Genomic DNA, 16,668 nt, shown 5'->3' with positions numbered 1-16,668 from the left:
GCGCGCTCCTGTGGGCGGTATGGGCTGCATCGTATTTGCACGCCTCGAGTCCCTTGCCGCAGATGGCGCCGTCCGCCGTACATGCCGCACACGAGTGCGAGTGCGGACGCACAGACAGCATCTGAGCCGCCAAGCGTAGCCAACCCGAATGTGCGCGCCATCCGAACGGATCGCGCGGCTGCTCACGTGAATAAGAAATGTCTTTTGGAGATTTGTATGGACATGCTCGGCATGTACCCCACGTTTTACGTGCCCCAGATCGGATCGGCCTGGGTCATGGGAATTATCGGCGTCATCCATGTCGTGGCTTCACACACCTCGGTAGGCGCCGCATTTCTTTTTGCATTGCTCGAAACGAAGTCCTATCGCGAGAACAAACCCGAGCTGATGGATTTCATTAAGCGCTACGGCATGTTCCTGCTGGTGTTCTCCTACATCATCGGGTCGGTGACAGGCGTTGGCATCTGGTACGCCATCACCATTGCCAGTCCGCGTGGAACCGCCGGCCTCATCCACAACTTCGTGTGGGTCTGGGCAACTGAGTGGATCTACTTCACGGTGGAGGTCATCGGTGTCTATGCGTTGGTCTACCTGATCGGCAAAGTCGACCGTCTCACACATCTGAAATTGACCTGGGCGTTTGCGTTGGCATCCTGGGCAACGATGCTGCTGATTGTGGGCATTCTGTCGTTCATGATGTGGCCCGGCAGCGATGCCTGGTATCAGTCAGGCTCAACCAACGACGCCTTCTATAACATCAATTTCTTCGCGCACCTGGGCGTGCGCACGGGCTCCATGCTGGTCATGGCGACCATCGTCGGTCTGATGGTCACCAGCGGAATGAAGGACAAGGATGCCGCCACACGCAAGGACGTGGTGCGCACGCTGACCCCGGTGGGTCTGATTGGCGGCGCATTCGCCGTCATCATGTTTTTCTACTACTTGCAGACCCTGCCTTACAACGCCCGCGTCATGCTCGACACGCATCTGCTGCCGCGTTATGCCATGGGCATGATCGTCGTCGTCGCCACAACGGTGGCGTATCTGGCGTTTGCCTGGGTGAGGCCTCTGAAGGTGACGGCACTGGTCTCCATCCCCTTGTTCCTGTTTATCTCCATCGTGGGTGTTTGGCCGGAAGAGCGAATGCGCGAAAGCATGCGCAAGCCATATGTAGCGGGGCAGTACATCTACGGAAATCAGGTCATCGCGCGCGACGTGCCAGGTAAAGGCATCCGCGCCGAGGTCGATCACATTGGCGAACGTGGCCTTTTGCAGGTGCACCCCTTCATTCCAGATCGCCTTAGGACCATCACGGACGAGAACCGGCTGGAAGTCGGCAAGCTGCTGGCCACGATCTCATGTGCCAACTGCCATGCGCTGGAGCCCGGGGCGCCGCTGCGCAACATCCCCGACAAATTCCACGGCGCCACCGACAAAGACCTCATCGCGGCATTTATCAACGGTCCGTTGAAACAGGGAGCGATTCCCTACATGCCCCGCATCTCGCTTCCCGCGCAGGAAGCAGACGCCTTGGCAGCTTATCTGGCGGACGCCAACCGGCGCCACAGCGAAGCCAACAGCCAAGCCTTGATCAAGGAGTAAGCCCATCATGGATATGGGAACCATCATGAATACGATGCGGGACCCGGCCGGCATTCCGTCGCATCCCGTTCTGTTTCAGGTGCTGATGATATTCACCTGGATTCTGCACATCGCTTTTGTGCACCTGACGCTGGGCGCGGCCGCCCTGGCTATCTACGGATTCTATCGGCGCGGACGCAATCCGTACTGGGAACGGCTCTCAATGGCCATGACCAAGACTGCCAAGGTCGGCGTATCGCTGCTGATCGTGCTGGGTGTGGCGCCGCTGCTGTTTACCCAGGTCATCTATGACCCTCAGTGGTATACGGCAAGCGTGCTGTCCGCGCGCTGGCTGATTGCGTTCATATTTACACTGATCATCGGCTACAGCTCGTGGTTCGTCTTCTATTACGGCAACCATGAAGGAGCGCGCCAACGTTTAGGCCTGTTCGCGCTGGTGGGGCTGGCGCTGTTCTTGCTCGACGGACTGATCATGCACGTGCTGGCCTACCAATCGCTGCTTCCCGAGCAGTGGATGAGCTGGTACGCACCCGGCGGCGTGGTCGATACCCGTGGCGCCGGACTGCACGCCATTCAATGGCCGCGCTATCTGTTCATCATCAGTTTGTCTCTGCCGGCAGTGGGCCTGTATCTGCTGGCCTATGCGGATTACTTTGTCGGCCGGGCAGATCGTGACGCCGACTATCTGTCATTCACACGACAACTCGGCAAGCGACTCGCCCTGTACGGGCTTGGGATATCAATCCTGATCTTCCTGGTATGGCAATCCGTGCTGCCCAGCACCACCGGGTTGCGCCTGCATCCGGTGGGCTGGCTGATGGCCCTATCGCTGGTGGCGATTGCCTGGCTGGTGAAACGTTATGCGCAACGTGGCTACGGCTACGCGCTACTAGGCGCGGGGCTGCTTCCCATATGCGTCCTGGCGATCTGGCGCGAAGTCATCCGAATGCAATACCTGCGGCCGTTCGGATACGACATCACGAACTACCCGACCCACTACGACTGGCCCTCCACCACTTTGTTCTTCCTCACGCTGCTTGGGGTCGGCGGCCTCGTCGGCGGCTTTTTCATCACGCTCATCTATCGCGCTGGCCGGGTGCAGGGGATGTATACCGCCACTCCTGCTGTCGCCCGCTTGGGCACCGCCGCAGTCGTGGTACTGGGCGTTTGGCTTGCCGTCTTCTTCGCCTATGGCATCGCCATCTGGATGCGCCATGCCTTCGCAATCTGAACAGGAGAGAACCATGACACCTTTCTTCAAACACCTGCAATGGCTGGGCTGCGCCGCCGGCTTGCTGCTGCTGCCCGCCCTGACATCGGCAGCCGATATCGCCGCGGGCAAGCGGCGGGCAGAGGTCTGCTTTGCCTGCCATAGCATCAACGGCGTATCCAAAATCCCTGGCACCCCTCACCTGGCGGGACAGCAACGGGATTATCTGGAGAAAGCGTTGCGAGCCTATCGCGACGGCACTACGCGCCAGGACCCCACCATGACGGCCATGGCCAAGCCATTGACCGATGCAGACATCGTCAACATCGCGGCCTATTTCAATCTGGCGATTGAGAATGCCCGCGGAGAAATGCTGTCAGAGGTCATGGCGGTGAACGAGCGGATCAAACCCGTCGCTACCGTGGAAATTGCGCCTGCAGCGAAGGCAGAACCTCGCGCGCCACGGACAGGGGACGCCGTCTACACCGCCAGCTGCAGCGCTTGCCATGGCACCGGTGCCGCCGGTGCGCCCAAACTCGGCGATAAAGCTGCATGGCAACTGCGGCTGTCTCAAGGGCAAGCCACGCTCTATGAACACGCCATCCGAGGCCTGCGAGCAATGCCCGCGCGAGGCGCGTGTACGGATTGCTCCGACGACGAGTTGAAAGCTGCGGTGGATTACCTCGTGGACAAGAGCAAGTAACGCGGATCAAAGCGTGTACGGCGGCGCAGCCACTGCGCGCCGCCATTTCAAAATCTCTAGCGAACCCAGCCCATCATGACGATGACCTTCTTCTCCCCCATCGAACCCGCCGCTTCTCTACCCTATCGGCCCAATTCGGGCTGCTCCAACTGCCGGCTTCGGGGCGCTTGCTTGCCCCGTCGGCTAAGCGACCCCGAAGTCGTGAGCCTGAACGGTTGCATCGACACACGCGTCCGGCTCGAAAAACATGAGGTGCTGTTCACTCAGCATGACACTCACGACGCCATCTTCGCCGTGCGTTCTGGCTCACTGAAAACACAATGGGCGGCCCCCAACCGGGCGGCTCAAGTCACGGGCATTCACATCCCCGGTGACCTGCTCGGCTTCTCCGGCCTGTTCGAAAGCCGCCATGGCATGACGGCTACGGCACTGGAATCCACCGAGGTATGCGTGATACGCCTGAATGCCCTCGACGCCTTGACGTCTCAATTTCCGCAGATTCAGTCGCACCTCCGCGGATTCATGAGTAGCGAAATGGTACGGCTTCAGAAGCTGCTGGCGCAGACCAGACTGCGTTCCGAGCAGCGGATTGCCATATTTTTCCTGGACATGGCCAAACGTTATGCCGCGCTTGGCTACTCGGCAGAGCGATTCGCCTTGCGTATGACCTTCAGCGATATCGCGAGCTTGCTCGGCATGACGCTGGCTACCGTCAGTCGGCTGATCACGGCGCTCAGGCGCGATGACGTGATCGCCATTGAAGCCAAGCAAATCGAGATCCTGGACAACGCTGCGCTAGAAGCGATTGCGAGCGGAATGGACGAACCCGCCTGCTTGGTCAGCTAGGGTTTTCCTCCTTGAGTTTGCTTCCCGATGCGCCGAACGGCTGTTTTCTGGTTTCGCGCGTCCGCGCCACCCACTGCGTCAATTGGTCATCCGCTCCCCTTAGGGCGCGGATGTATGCTGAGAATGATTGCTATTTTTTTATTGGTCATGGTTATGTCCACCTTGCGCTTATCCGATCTTGCGCTGCACGATCGCGCCCTTGTTGACCACGTAGTCCAACAATTTCCGTCTGACCCGATCGCAGACCGTTTGCGTTCCTTGGGCTTCGTGAATGGAGAGCCTGTGCGTTTGACGGCTCGCGGACCATTAGGCGGGTCGCCCTTGCTCGTGGCCATCGGCTCGACCCGTTTCGCGCTTCGGATACAAGAAGCCGACCGCGTGATCGTCAAACGCGAGGTGGTGAATGGCTGATTCAGCACTGCGCCTGGCTTTGGTCGGCAACCCGAACTCCGGAAAAACCGCCCTGTTCAATCGGCTGACCGGGGGCCGCCAAAAGGTCGCCAACTACGCAGGCGTTACCGTCGACCGTAAAGAGGGGCAGTTCACCACGGCATCCGGCCGACGTGCACGCATTCTGGATTTGCCCGGTACCTATAGCCTGAACTCCGCCAGTGCCGACGAAAAGATCACGTTGGACGTGCTGAACGGCCGCTATCCGCGCGAAGTTCCGCCCGACGTCGTAGTGCTGGTCATGGATGCCACAAATCTGCGCTTGCACTTGCGGCTGCTGCTGGAGCTGCGCCGTATGAACCTGCCGATGATCGTGGCGTTGAATATGGCCGATGAAGCCCGCAGACGGGGCATTGTCATCGACACGCAAACGCTAGCCGAGCGGCTGGGGGTGCCAGTCGTGGAAACCGTTGCCGTGCAGCGGCACGGCGCGCAAACATTGCTGGATCAACTGGACCAGCCGATTGCCAAACAGCAGCCCCTGCCCCGCGCCGCCGACTCGCAAGCCGAGCTGCGGGAGATCCTGGCAGACACCGTGTGCATGCCGGACACCACCACCGCGTTGGATGACCGGCTGGACCGCTGGGCGCTGCATCCGCTGTTCGGACCTCTGATTCTTACCCTCGTCATGTTCCTGGCTTTCCAGGCCGTCTATGCCATCGGCAAGCCGTTAACCGACGTCATTGTGGACGGCATCGGTGCATTGGGAGGCTGGCTCACCACTGGCTTGAGCGACGGTCCGTTCAAAGGCTTGCTGCTGGAAGGTCTGTTTGGAGGCTTGGGCACCGTCCTGGGATTTTTACCGCAAATCCTCGTACTTTTCCTGTTCATTTTGATATTGGAAGAATCCGGATACTTGCCACGCGCGGCATTTCTGCTGGATCGCAGCATGGTGGCGGTGGGCCTGACGGGGCGCGCCTTCATCCCCCTGTTGTCCAGCTTCGCCTGCGCCATCCCCAGCATCATTGGCACTCGCAGCATTCCCAATCGGCGCGATCGCCTGATCACAATCCTGGTGGCACCGCTCATGACCTGTTCGGCGCGCCTGCCCGTGTACGCGCTGCTGATCGGCGCCTTCGTGCCAGACCAACCGGTGTTCGGCATCTTCAACCTGCAAGGCGCGGTGCTATTCGCGCTATACGCAGGCGGCATTCTCGCTGCGCTGGGCGTCGCCTACCTTGCCAAGCGCTTGCGCCCCGACAGCAAGGAAGCCTCCTTGCTGATGGAGCTCCCCGCCTACCGCCTGCCGAAGTGGCGCGACATCAGTATCGGGCTGTGGGAGCGCGCGTGGATATTCCTGAAGAAACTGACCGGCGTCATGCTCGCCTTGACGGTGCTGATGTGGTTTATCGCTAGCTACCCGGGGGTCCCGGCCGGCGCGACCGGTCCCGCTATCGAATACAGTTTTGCCAGCATGTTGGGCCAGTGGATGCAGCCGATCTTCGCGCCGCTGGGCTTCAACTGGCAGATCACGCTGGCGTTGATCCCCGCCTTTGCGGCAAGAGAATCGGCAGTGGCGACGCTGGCAACGATCTACAGCGTGGCCGAAGGCCAGGACGCGGTTTTGGGCAGCATGCTGGCCGGTAACTTTCCGGTTGCCAGCGCATTGGCGTTAATGGTGTGGTTTGCGTTCGCCCCGCAGTGTATGTCGACGCTAGCCGTCATCAAACGTGAAACCGGTTCATGGCGGCATGTCGCCCTGTCTTTCAGCTACATGTTCGTGCTTGCGTACGCCGCGTCGTTCGTGACCTACCGCATTGCGGAGAGGCTGCTGTGATGCCCACAGACGCGACGGCTCCTGCCTGGCAGTATGCCGCCATGATCATCGTTGTGGCTTGCAGCGCGATCGCGCTGCTTTGCCACTTGTTGCCATCGGTGGCATCCCGGCTACGGACTGCGGGCGGCAATGCCTTGCTGCATCAGCGGCTACCCGCGTCGATCAGGAAGATTGGCAAGCGGCTCAAGGCGACGGCGCAGTCCGCGTCATGCAATCAGGGCTGCGGGCCTTGTGCAGGATGTGGAACACCTCCGCTTCCATCTGGTATTACGGCGGCGACAACAAGCCCAGAAAACCGACCAGCAACAATACGGCGCCTCCCACCCATAGTTCAAGAACCGTATTGCGGCGAATCCGGCAAAGCGCGAGTTCGCGCCGGCCCCGAAGGCAGTGAATCCATCGATAGCGATTGATGACCGCCAATGCCACCATGGCCAGCGCAAGGGCCACCTTGATCATCAGCAATTGCAAATAGGTGGATTTGATATCCAGCCCTGCGGGCGAGAGAATCATCCAGGCATTGAGCGCTCCGCTCAACAGCAAGACGGCGACGGCCATATGCCCAGCCGTTGAGAATCGCATCAGCGCGCGTGTGGCCTCTTTCCTGCGAGCAGGTTCTTGCCAGAGTCTCAGAAACCCGAGAAAAACAGGCAACGACCCCAACCAGAATCCTGCGGCAAGACCATGCAGCACGTCGTTTGCCGCATGGGCAACCTCGATCCAGCCGCTTTGCATCGCGGCATGCCCGGTAAGCCCCAGCGGCACCAGCGCGATACCGGTCACAACAGCGCGCAAGCGCGCATTGTCAGACCGGCCAGGCAGAAATACGATCAGCACCAACAACACCGCCAGCGCGCGCAGGCACCATGCTTGCCCGTATCGCGTTTGGGACGCCACGGTGGACAGCATGCCCGCGTCCACCATGGCACGCCAGTCGTCCGCAATGCTGGCGGATTGCAGTGGCAACAGGCAAAACACAGCCAACGCCCCAACGATTGCTACGCAGCGCAGAAGCCTGCGCAGGGCCGACTCCACAGACAAGCTCAAACTGTGCGATCCGCTCAGCGCCAACATTGCGCTGACGCCAAAGAGCAGAACGGACGTCAAGTAGCCCAGAAACCGGCAAAGCGCGAAGGCTGTGAGCATTCTGACTTACGGCTTGATGGTGAAGGACCAGGTCCCCTGCGTCTTGTGCCCATCCTGGGACAGGGCCTGCCACTTCACCGTGTAGGCGCCAGCGGGCAGATCTTTGCCAATGGGCAAGACCAACGTTTTATTGTCGTTGGGCGCCAGCGCCGATTTTCCAGTTGGCACGACCTTGCCGGCAGCATCGACAAGCGTCATAGAAGAAAATGCGCCTTCCAGACCTTCCGTCAACGTGAGCGTGACGCTTGCCGGCGCCGATCTGACGACAGCGTCCTTGGCCGGCGTGGACGTCCCGCCATGGGCATGCGCCCACACCATTTGCGGCGCCACTGCGAGCACAACGGCGGCAATCATCGATTTCTTGAACATCGTTCTCTCCCTAGTCATTAATCAGTGCGCCCCGTGGGCGGCATCCACCACGATGTTCTGGCCAAATAGCGCAAACTTGGCCCGATGCGCAGTTGGCAACTTTGCCTCCGCGTCGGAGGCCGCAGCAGCAAGCTTGCCTGCCGCCTCGGGACTCATGCCGGCCATGGCGAGGGCGTCGGCGTCTTTAAGTCCGTCACCGCCACACACATGGACTCGCCATTGCCCATGCACTTTGCGCAGCAGCGCGCGGCCGCCCCGCTCCTGTTGCACCCATCCGGCCAGAGCATAGTCTCCCTCAATGACAACCGGCTCAACCAGAAGGGGCGCTTCCGGCTTGTCCCAGATGTCGCGCATCGCCCGGGCGGCCTGATCGGCATCGGTGGAAGCCGCCGAAGCCGTCACGCAAGCCAATGCCGCGAACAATGAAATAAACCAAGCCAATAGGGTTTTACGATCTGCGTACACCACGTACTCCTTCAAATGACATGGCGGCGCCCGGTGAGCGCCGCCTTCACACATCGATCAATATTTGAAGCTGACCCGGGCCCAGACGGTGCGGCCTGGTTCGTTGACAGCCGTATTGGCGGAATATCCAAAGCCCGCGTCGCCCGCCAGGTTTAGGTGTTCGCTGTAGGTCTTGTTGAACAGGTTATCCACGCCTACCGACAGTTGAACCTGCTTGTTGACCGCATAGCCGCCGTTAATGGAAAAGACACCAAAGCCCGCGCTCGGCCCGAAGTCCTTGCCCACAACGTTGCCTTCATTCAAGGCATAGCGCTTTTGCGCCGCGACGACGCGCCACAACGCACCGCCGGACCACGTGCCGTCGTCGTAGGCCGCACTGAGCTTGACTTCCAGCGGCGGAATCTGCGGCATCGCCCGGCCATCGCTGCGGTTCTGGCCCCACGCATACGCCAGGGTGGCGCCCAGCTTCCAACTGGGCGCCACCTTGTACGATGCGCCCAACTCGCCGCCGGCGATTCTGGCATTGACGTTGGTGGCCTGCGAGGTTGAGCCCATCATCCCGCCAGACGTGTAGTTAAACAGGATGTAGTCATTGACGTAACCGGCATAGCCCGAGAACCAGGCATCCAAGGTCTCTGTCTTGTACTGCGCGCCAAAGTCCAACTGTGTGGTCTTCTCGGGTTTGACGCCCTTGAATGCGTTGACCGAACCCGTGGGGCCGCTTCCCGGCGAGAAGAGCTCCCAGTAATCCGGGAAGCGCTCCACATGGCCCAGGCCGATGTAGACCGTGGCGGGTACGGAAGCCAGATCTTTTTCGAAGCGCAGAAAGCCGCTGGGCAGCGTGTCATTGCGGCGCTCATTGTCGGTGGGGTTGGGCATGGGCATCATCATCGCGCCATCGTCCAGCCGGAAGTCCTTGGCCGAGGCCCAATCCACGCGCGCGCCACCGATGACGCGGCTGTCTTGCGCGGCGCGCCAGGTCAGCTCGCCAAACAGCCCGGTATTGGAGAAGTCGGCATCCTTGACCCAGGTCTGGCTGCGATAAGACACAGTATCCGTGCCACTGCGAGACCGGTGGCGGCTTTGCTGGAAGTCCAGGCCAGTCACCAAGCTGACGTCAGGCGACAGATCCCACGTGCTGGCGAAACGGCCGCCCCAGGTGGCGCGGTCAACGTCGGCTGCCATGGCCATGGGCATTGAACTCATCGGGTCCGGCGAGCGCAGCTTGAAGTTGTCCATGACGTGGTCGGCGTAGTTGTAGTAAAGCTGCGCTTCGACCTTGTTCAACACTGTGCCGATGTTTCGCTTTTCAAAGCGCAGGCCAAAGCTCTCGCGCTTGAATTGCGAACCATCCATGCTGCGGCCGGCGTAGCGGGCCTCGCCGTCGCCCGTACCCGCCGTCAGCTCGTACAGCGTATCGGCGTCCGGCGTGAAACCTAACGTCACGTCCGCATTCCATTTATCCCAACGCGAAGGCACCGTGTTGCCGTCGCCGTCTTTGTAGTCCTGAGAGTGGGAATGATTGGCCGTGATGCGCGTGTAGACCTTCTCATTGCCCACGGTCAGGTCCGCGTTCTGGTCGTTGCGGCCAAACGATCCGCCCACCAGACTGCCGTCGAATCGAACCCCTGGCTCCGTGAATCGGGGCGTGTCGCGGTCGAACTTGACGGTGCCTGCCGACGCTCCGGGTCCCCAAAGCACGGTCTGCGGGCCTTTGACGACGGTCAACTCATCGAAGTTCTCTGGCGAAATGTAGGAACTGGGCGCATCCATCCGCGCAGGGCAAGCGCCAGGCATGGAGGTGCCGTTGGTCAAAATGTTCAATCGCGAGCCGAACATGCCGCGCAAGACGGGGTCTCCGTTGGTGCCTCCATTGCGAATCGCCGAAAAGCCGGGAATGGTCTTCAGGTAGTCCGTACCATCGCTCGCTGGCAAAGGCTGCCGTGGAATCTTGGGGTCAGTTGTAAAGGTCAACGGCGCGCTGGGCGCGACACCGGTGATCACCACCGAATCAGTCATTGCAATACCGCTTGCGTCGGTGGCTTGCGACCAGGCTGGAAACGACGCAGCCATCGCGGCCGCCAAGCAGGTCAACTGCAGAAACTTATCTTTCTTGTACATGTCGGGGTTCAATCTTTAATTGGATGCATGCGTACGCAACCCAGGCCGCTCCAGCCTGTGAGAGGCGAGCGTTCCCGAAGTTACCCGCGTAGGAATACGTGTGATTGCCAACACCCCAACGCGCGACGTCGCCAAAAAGGCGCGGCGCGCAACACTAAATATCGGTACATGCGGTATAGACGGAGCGAACCGACTGATACACGTTTACGGGCAACACCCGTGCGTATCGATAGTGCTCGAGGGAAGTATCAGGCGGCCAGAGGCGGTGCGCGCGTTCGCTGCTGCGATCGAGCAAGCGCGCTGGAGAAAGGCGTGTCAACTACCGGAGGCGGTGCAACATATGTTGCCGCGGGAACGAACCACGCCAAGAAAAATAGCTCGGGAAGGACCAGACCGCTCAAGAATGCGCAGCCAGCAGTACAACAGTGTGGCAAAGCACCACTATGCTGTTGGTGGCGGCCTTGCGCTTTGCTTTCAGCTCCCACGGTCACAACGCGTGGACCGCTAGCGGTGCAAATGATTGTCGTCGTCGTGCCCGCGCCGGAAGCCAGGCCTGCCGCCGCCACAGCGGTGGATGCGATCAACGCCTGAAAGACGAATAGAGTCATCGCGACTAGCGCGACCCACCGTCTGCTGGCGTTAGCACATACGTACATTTGTGTCCTCTTAACGCCGCAAATACTATCACGTCGAACGGATCAGGTTTCTTCATCGACCTCGCCATTAATCTAACGACGATAGCCGATCATCAAAGATGGCGCCGGCCTACTCGCCGCAGCGAATGGATATCTGACCATGTGCGCCAACACGCTGATCTCGACGCTGTCCAACTTTGTGGTGATTGCCGTGTACTACCTGATCCGCATGGTCTGGTAGAACGCGTTTGCGAACACCTCGCTAAGCCACTGTGTAAAGACGCGCACCCGTACAGGCACCTGCCGGTTCTGCGGGTAGAGCACCGACACCGGCATGGGGGCGGGCGACATGGCGGGCAACACGACGCGCAGATGCCCGACCATCAGTTCCGGCTCGACGCTGTAGCGTGGCACCTGCACCAGGCCCAGGCCAGCCAGCGCAGCACTGGTAGAGAGTTCGGCACCTGTAACGCTGACGATGGCCGCAGGCCGAGCCGTGACGTTGCGCCCGTCCACCATGAAGTCCAGCGCCATCGCGCGACCTGTGGTCCTGGATATATGGTCCACAGCCCGGTGTCCAGCCAGATCGTCCAGACTGGCCGGCTCGCCAAAGCGTGCGAGCCATGCGGGGCTGGCCACGGTCACCTGCGGCATTAGGGCAATCCGCCGACAGGCCAATGATGAATCGTGCAAAGCGCCAGCGCGTAGCACGCAGTCCACCCCTTCTCGGACCAAATCGACCAGCCGATCGTCTTCGCCCAGGTGCACGACGATGTCGCGTTAGCTTTTCAGAAAGCCGGGCAGGCCGGGCATCACGAGAACCTTGGCCAGCGTGCCGTGCCCATTCACCCGCAGCAGACCCTTGGGAGCGGAATTCAGGAACGCCCCTTCGGCCTCTTCTAAGTCCGCCAAGAGACGGACACAACGCTGTAAGTAGACCTGGCCATCAGGCGTGAGACGCACTCGCCGCGTCGTGCGTTCCAGCAACCGCGCGCCCAGCCGCGTTTCCATACGCTTGATCAGGTTCGTGACCGTGGTTGGCGGCATGAGCAGGTCTCTGGCCGCCTGCGAAAAATTGCACAGATCGGCAACACGGACAAAGGCCTGCATTTCCTGAAAGCGGTCCATTCGGTGTTCGACAGCATTAATAAAAGTGAAGGACCGCAAAACCGAATGACGCCACCCGGCATCATTCAATCTATGAATTTCGATTCAAATATTGACCGAACTTTAATCAACTTTCTGGTTGTTGGATCAGTATTTTCCGTACGGCAGCATTCGAAGCAGAATGCCATCTCGACGGATGGCGTGATGGTAAATCGCCGCAAAGATGTGGAGAGCCACTACAGACCAGCCCACCCATTTCCCTAAAAAATGGTGCACAAGATCTAATGGAGCTTCGAATTCCTTCCAATCCACACCCCAGGTCCGACTGATGAACTCGAAGCCAGAGCTACTGTTGAACCCCGGGATGGAAAACAATCCGAAATCAGTGTCAGCCCCCGTACCGAGATAACCGGTCAACGGCATAGCGATCAAAAGTCCGTAAAGGAGAATATGTGCCACCTGAGCAAGGCGATGCTCCCAAATAGCGCCAGGCGGGTCGACTGGTGTGACATTGAAGCATCTCCAAAGCAATCTAGGCATAACCAACGCGCCCACTATAATCCCAAGTGCCCAGTGGGCATTCAGGAACGGAAGAGACTCAGGCTTTGAGTCGTCCATAAACCAGATAACATAGTAGACAAGAACATAAGCGCCGATAAACGCAGCCGCTGTAGTCCAGTGCATTAATTTCGAAACCGCACCATAGGCGTTCGGGGTATTGGTTAATCTCATTTATTAGATTATCAGTTAATTAAATATAGCTCCGAAAATCACCGACGAGATGCAGCACGGTCCATTCGGCCGTCACATCATTGCAGAATTTCGCCCTATTTAAAATTTCAGCTAAGAACCGTCTGCACATTTGATCCAGCCAAGGCATCAGCTATAAAATCTTGCGAAGCCAACCGCAAGAAAAATAGCAATCAATTCAGCCATGCGCGTTCTTTATAGCTAGCAAGCGCTAACTCTTGGCATTTCGCGAAATACGGCCTGCCCAAGTTCATAACCTCTTCGGTCAAATCTTCGCCGGCCAGAGTTGCAGAACCCACACCAAATACAGGCTTCGGATGATACTCAACGTTCAGCTCCATCAACTTCGCCAGATGGACGCCGCGCAGTCTAGATAGCAGTGTCAGACTTGCTTCAAAACCGCCGGTTGCGGGGCCGGCAGTTAACAACCGACCGTCCTCGACAACCGTACCGCCTCTAACTGCGTCACAACCGAATTCGGACAGACGGTCAATACACTGCAGATTGGTCGTCGCGCGCTTCCCCACCAGCAGACCTGCGGCACCGAAAAGCAGCACACCGGCACATATGCCTATTAAATAGGGATCGTTCGATGCTTGTTGGCGAACAAACTGAAGAGTTTCAGGATTAGAGTAGACCTCCAGGCCCATGGCACCTGCAGCCAAAACGTCGAGGGGCGGACAATCTGCGTAGCTGGTAGTGGCAGCCACCGGCATCCCGCCCCACGCTGTCACAACCTCTCGCGACTTACCCACATGTATCAAATTGACGTTCTCGCAAAAGCCAAATATTGATTGAACTCCCACAATGTCCATCAGCACGACACCCGGCTCAACATGTATACCGACATTGATAACTCGATTAGACTTCTGCATGGCTTTCAGTAGTTTCTATGAACACCGAGAAAGGCTATCACTTCGATCGGAACCGGGTGTGCCAATTTTTTGATCAAAACTGCCATATTCAATGCGCAAAATCTCCAGCAGGACTCACTCGTATGAAAATCAAAAAGTTGATTCATCTCCTGGCCTACGACAAGATGAGCATGCTGGATTTTTCCGGCCCACTCGACGTATTTTTGACTGCAAACAACCTTAGCGGCAAAGAGGCTGAGCCGTACGACGTCGAGGTGCTATCGGTCAGCGGTAAAGTCAACGTGACACCAGGCTTTATGCTGGAAACTCGATTGTTAGGGCGTACAACAACTGGACCTCACACGATCATCATTCCAGGCGGCCCCGATACCAACATTCTCACAAGTCAGCCTGAACTCATTGAACTTATCAAACTGCAAGGCAACAAGGCATGCAGGATGGCCGCGATTTGCAGCGGGGCGTTCGCTCTCGCCGCTGCCGGCTTTCTTGAGGGCCGGCGGGCGACAACCCATTGGTCTTTTCTAGACGAAATGCAAGTTCGCTTCCCAAACGTGAAATTGCAACGCGGACCTATATTTGTTCGAGATGAGACCGTTTGGACGTCGGCGGGCTTAACTGCCGGGATTGACTTGGCGCTGGCCCTGGTGGAACAAGACTTGGGCGAAACCGTAGCCTTGAAAATTGCTCGCAACCTCGTCTTATCTGTCAAGAGGCCTGCCAATCAGTATCAAACCAGCGAGATGTTAAGCCTGCAGTCCCGAAGCGGAAAATTTTCAGACTTGCATGCTTGGATAATCGAGAACTTATCTGAAGATTTGTCAGTAAATGCTCTTTCATCACGAATGAATATGAGCACCAGGACGTTCATACGCCACTACGCTGCGGAACTACATTTAACTCCTGCGAAGGGGGTAGAATTGTTGAGACTATCTTCTGCACGTCACTACCTGGAACATAGCTCCTTTTCCGTATCTAGAATTTCACGCATCTGCGGCTACTCTAGCGAAGCCATATTCATTCGACGGTTCTCAATCGCCTTCGGCATGTCTCCGGGACGATGGCGATCCGGCACAAAAAAAAGCAACTAACCCCCTAAAAATCCATCCATTTTCCATAATTTTTAAATAATTAAAAAACAACACTACGACCGCATTAACACTGGCACCAAAGGGTTTGACTGCCAAATCCAACGCTTTCAATCGGGTCCTAATTTGGTTTCGATGCTATCTAGAAAAATTCTGAGAACTTGACGTGGAACAGCTTTCGACCACGCTAATTAATAGTCGCCGTGATACGCTGCCGACGCCTCGAGAGATAGCCGAATCGATTCCAACATGTGAAGGAATCCACTTGATTTGAGCTTGCGGTCGTTGTCATGTCTGATTTATACCCGCAATATTCAACGCTCTTCCAATGCCGGTATGACGAATCTCGTCTTGGACCCAATCTACCCTTCCATTACTCCGTCTTTCGAGCCATTGACTCGCGCAGTGTCGAGCAAATACCGACGGAGGATCTTCGCATCCACTCACACATCAGGGCGACTAGGCTGATCCCCTTGAGCCTCCGTCCTCCCTGCAACAACGACCGCGCCCGCCCCTAGGAACCAAGCGCTAGTGTCCTGAATTAGAAGTTCATTGCACTAATTGAATTCCGTGCTATCAGTCATGTACTGTTCAAACACGACGAGGTGGCGATGAGAGGCAGACCCAAAAGCGAACTGGTGCTCAGCAATGCGGAGCGCGAACAACTCACAGCACTGACCCTACGGCGCAAGACCGCACAGGCCCTGGCGTTGCGAGCACGCATCGTGCTGGGCTGCGCCGATGGGATGGAGAACAAGGCGGTTGCCGCCCGCCTGCGCGTCACCCCCCAAACGGGGTCCAAGTGGCGGGCGCGCTTCGTCCAACTGTGCTTGGATGGCTTGCTCGATGCACCCCGCCCGGGCGCCCCGCGCAGCACCGATGATGCGCGTGCCGATGCGGTGATCGCGCGCACGCTGGAGTCGATCCCCGAAGGGGCCACCCACTGGAGCACGCGGCTCATGGCGCGTGAGACGGACTTGTCGCAAACGGCCGTCACGCGCATCTGGCAAGCCTTTGGGTTGCAGCCACATCGCCAGGAGACGTTCAAGCTCTCCAGCGATCCGTTGTTTGTGGAGAAGGTGCGCGACATCGTGGGCCTGTACCTGAATCTACCGCTCAAGGCCATGGAGGCCAACCTGCCCAGCGGGCTGGATGTCCATCTGGTGATGGACAACTATGGCACCCACAAGGCGGCCACGATCAGGGACTGGCTTGCGCGTCATCCACGGTTCCACGCGCACTTCACGCCCACCCCGGCGTCCTGGCTCAATCAGGTGGAGCGCTGGTTCGCCACCCTGACTACACAGTACATCCGTCGCGGCACCCACCGAGCGACCCGCCAGCTCGAACAGGCCATCAAGCACTACCTGAACATCGACAACGCCAATCCCAAGCTCTTCCACTGGGCCAAGCCTGCGGACGACATCCTGGCCAGTATCGAGAGATTTTGCTTGCGAACTTCTAACTCAGGACACAAGATCCTGCTGAACGCTAGCCTCAGCCACACCGTTTCCTAAGGAAGGCACC

Annotated in this window: 15 protein-coding genes and 2 pseudogenes; 9 read left to right on the top strand and 8 right to left on the bottom strand. The window is 58.4% G+C overall.

The window, feature by feature from the left end:
* Positions 1–216 precede the first annotated feature (216 nt).
* The 7 genes and pseudogenes from HV765_RS03980 to HV765_RS32165 all read left to right on the top strand — a co-directional run.
* A complete protein-coding gene (locus tag HV765_RS03980) occupies positions 217–1,602 on the top strand; it encodes a cytochrome ubiquinol oxidase subunit I (RefSeq protein ID WP_175168875.1) in 1,386 nt (461 codons plus the stop codon).
* Between the two features lie 7 nt (positions 1,603–1,609).
* Positions 1,610–2,833: a hypothetical protein gene (locus HV765_RS03975; protein WP_175168874.1), complete on the top strand. Its 1,224-nt coding sequence runs from the start codon at positions 1,610–1,612 to the stop codon at positions 2,831–2,833.
* Between the two features lie 13 nt (positions 2,834–2,846).
* Positions 2,847–3,515 carry a c-type cytochrome gene (locus HV765_RS31800; RefSeq protein WP_175168873.1) on the top strand — a complete coding sequence of 223 codons (669 nt, stop codon included), beginning with the start codon at positions 2,847–2,849 and terminating at the stop codon, positions 3,513–3,515.
* 75 nt (positions 3,516–3,590) lie between these two features.
* The gene (locus HV765_RS03965) at positions 3,591–4,361 is read left to right on the top strand and encodes a helix-turn-helix domain-containing protein (RefSeq protein ID WP_175168872.1); all 771 of its coding nucleotides are present in this window, start codon (positions 3,591–3,593) and stop codon (positions 4,359–4,361) included.
* A 114-nt stretch (positions 4,362–4,475) separates the two neighbouring features.
* Positions 4,476–4,772 (top strand): FeoA family protein, encoded by a 297-nt coding sequence (locus HV765_RS03960; RefSeq protein ID WP_254600438.1) that lies wholly within the window; start codon positions 4,476–4,478, stop codon positions 4,770–4,772.
* On the top strand, positions 4,765–6,588 hold the full coding sequence (gene feoB / locus HV765_RS03955) for a ferrous iron transporter B (protein ID WP_175168871.1): 1,824 nt from the start codon (positions 4,765–4,767) through the stop codon (positions 6,586–6,588). The genes HV765_RS03960 and feoB overlap by 8 nt, the downstream gene beginning before the upstream one ends.
* Positions 6,495–6,827 (top strand): annotated as a pseudogene (locus HV765_RS32165) (DUF6587 family protein); the annotation flags it as partial. The gene feoB and the pseudogene HV765_RS32165, both read left to right, overlap by 94 nt.
* A 28-nt stretch (positions 6,828–6,855) precedes the next feature.
* Here HV765_RS32165 and copD read toward each other — a convergent pair.
* From copD to HV765_RS03915, 8 genes and pseudogenes are all read right to left on the bottom strand, one after another.
* Positions 6,856–7,734 (bottom strand): copper homeostasis membrane protein CopD, encoded by an 879-nt coding sequence (copD, locus tag HV765_RS03950; RefSeq protein ID WP_175168870.1) that lies wholly within the window; start codon positions 7,732–7,734, stop codon positions 6,856–6,858.
* A 6-nt stretch (positions 7,735–7,740) separates the two neighbouring features.
* Positions 7,741–8,103, bottom strand: coding sequence for a copper homeostasis periplasmic binding protein CopC (gene copC / locus HV765_RS03945; RefSeq protein WP_175168869.1), 363 nt, complete (start codon positions 8,101–8,103; stop codon positions 7,741–7,743).
* A gap of 21 nt (positions 8,104–8,124) precedes the next feature.
* Complete coding sequence (locus HV765_RS03940; protein ID WP_175168868.1) at positions 8,125–8,568, bottom strand: copper uptake system-associated protein; 444 nt, start codon at positions 8,566–8,568, stop codon at positions 8,125–8,127.
* Between the two features lie 57 nt (positions 8,569–8,625).
* Positions 8,626–10,689, bottom strand: a complete 2,064-nt coding sequence (locus tag HV765_RS03935) for a TonB-dependent copper receptor (RefSeq protein ID WP_175168867.1) — start codon at positions 10,687–10,689, stop codon at positions 8,626–8,628.
* Positions 10,690–10,937: 248 nt separating this feature from the next.
* A complete protein-coding gene (locus tag HV765_RS03930) occupies positions 10,938–11,345 on the bottom strand; it encodes a DUF2946 family protein (RefSeq protein WP_175168866.1) in 408 nt (135 codons plus the stop codon).
* A 195-nt stretch (positions 11,346–11,540) separates the two neighbouring features.
* Positions 11,541–12,452: pseudogene (locus HV765_RS03925) on the bottom strand (LysR family transcriptional regulator).
* Between the two features lie 126 nt (positions 12,453–12,578).
* On the bottom strand, positions 12,579–13,163 hold the full coding sequence (locus HV765_RS03920; protein ID WP_175168865.1) for a cytochrome b: 585 nt from the start codon (positions 13,161–13,163) through the stop codon (positions 12,579–12,581).
* A 191-nt stretch (positions 13,164–13,354) separates the two neighbouring features.
* On the bottom strand, positions 13,355–14,056 hold the full coding sequence (locus tag HV765_RS03915) for a DJ-1/PfpI family protein (protein ID WP_254600436.1): 702 nt from the start codon (positions 14,054–14,056) through the stop codon (positions 13,355–13,357).
* Between the two features lie 17 nt (positions 14,057–14,073).
* On the opposite strand from HV765_RS03915, the gene HV765_RS03910 reads away from it, so the two are divergent.
* Positions 14,074–15,144: a GlxA family transcriptional regulator gene (locus HV765_RS03910; protein WP_217483334.1), complete on the top strand. Its 1,071-nt coding sequence runs from the start codon at positions 14,074–14,076 to the stop codon at positions 15,142–15,144.
* A gap of 608 nt (positions 15,145–15,752) precedes the next feature.
* Complete coding sequence (locus HV765_RS03905) at positions 15,753–16,658, top strand: transposase (RefSeq protein WP_175168864.1); 906 nt, start codon at positions 15,753–15,755, stop codon at positions 16,656–16,658.
* The last annotated feature ends 10 nt before the right edge of the window (positions 16,659–16,668 follow it).

The sequence above is a fragment of the Achromobacter kerstersii genome (assembly GCF_902859595.1).
GTDB classification, from domain to species: Bacteria; Pseudomonadota; Gammaproteobacteria; order Burkholderiales; family Burkholderiaceae_B; genus Achromobacter; species Achromobacter kerstersii.
Note: the sequence above shows the minus strand (reverse complement) of the source record. Positions and strands in the feature narration are given on the sequence as shown.

What these genes read in the sequence shown, in the direction of transcription:
- HV765_RS03980 (WP_175168875.1), top strand. Translation starts at nt 217, where the DNA reads ATGGACATGCTCGGCATGTACCCCACGTTTTACGTGCCCCAGATCGGA.
- HV765_RS03975 (WP_175168874.1), top strand. Translation starts at nt 1,610, where the DNA reads ATGGATATGGGAACCATCATGAATACGATGCGGGACCCGGCCGGCATT.
- HV765_RS31800 (WP_175168873.1), top strand. Translation starts at nt 2,847, where the DNA reads ATGACACCTTTCTTCAAACACCTGCAATGGCTGGGCTGCGCCGCCGGC.
- HV765_RS03965 (WP_175168872.1), top strand. Translation starts at nt 3,591, where the DNA reads ATGACGATGACCTTCTTCTCCCCCATCGAACCCGCCGCTTCTCTACCC.
- HV765_RS03960 (WP_254600438.1), top strand. Translation starts at nt 4,476, where the DNA reads ATGCTGAGAATGATTGCTATTTTTTTATTGGTCATGGTTATGTCCACC.
- feoB (WP_175168871.1), top strand. Translation starts at nt 4,765, where the DNA reads ATGGCTGATTCAGCACTGCGCCTGGCTTTGGTCGGCAACCCGAACTCC.
- copD (WP_175168870.1), bottom strand. Translation starts at nt 7,734, where the DNA reads ATGCTCACAGCCTTCGCGCTTTGCCGGTTTCTGGGCTACTTGACGTCC.
- copC (WP_175168869.1), bottom strand. Translation starts at nt 8,103, where the DNA reads ATGTTCAAGAAATCGATGATTGCCGCCGTTGTGCTCGCAGTGGCGCCG.
- HV765_RS03935 (WP_175168867.1), bottom strand. Translation starts at nt 10,689, where the DNA reads ATGTACAAGAAAGATAAGTTTCTGCAGTTGACCTGCTTGGCGGCCGCG.
- HV765_RS03930 (WP_175168866.1), bottom strand. Translation starts at nt 11,345, where the DNA reads ATGTACGTATGTGCTAACGCCAGCAGACGGTGGGTCGCGCTAGTCGCG.
- HV765_RS03920 (WP_175168865.1), bottom strand. Translation starts at nt 13,163, where the DNA reads ATGAGATTAACCAATACCCCGAACGCCTATGGTGCGGTTTCGAAATTA.
- HV765_RS03915 (WP_254600436.1), bottom strand. Translation starts at nt 14,056, where the DNA reads ATGCAGAAGTCTAATCGAGTTATCAATGTCGGTATACATGTTGAGCCG.
- HV765_RS03910 (WP_217483334.1), top strand. Translation starts at nt 14,074, where the DNA reads ATGAACACCGAGAAAGGCTATCACTTCGATCGGAACCGGGTGTGCCAA.
- HV765_RS03905 (WP_175168864.1), top strand. Translation starts at nt 15,753, where the DNA reads ATGAGAGGCAGACCCAAAAGCGAACTGGTGCTCAGCAATGCGGAGCGC.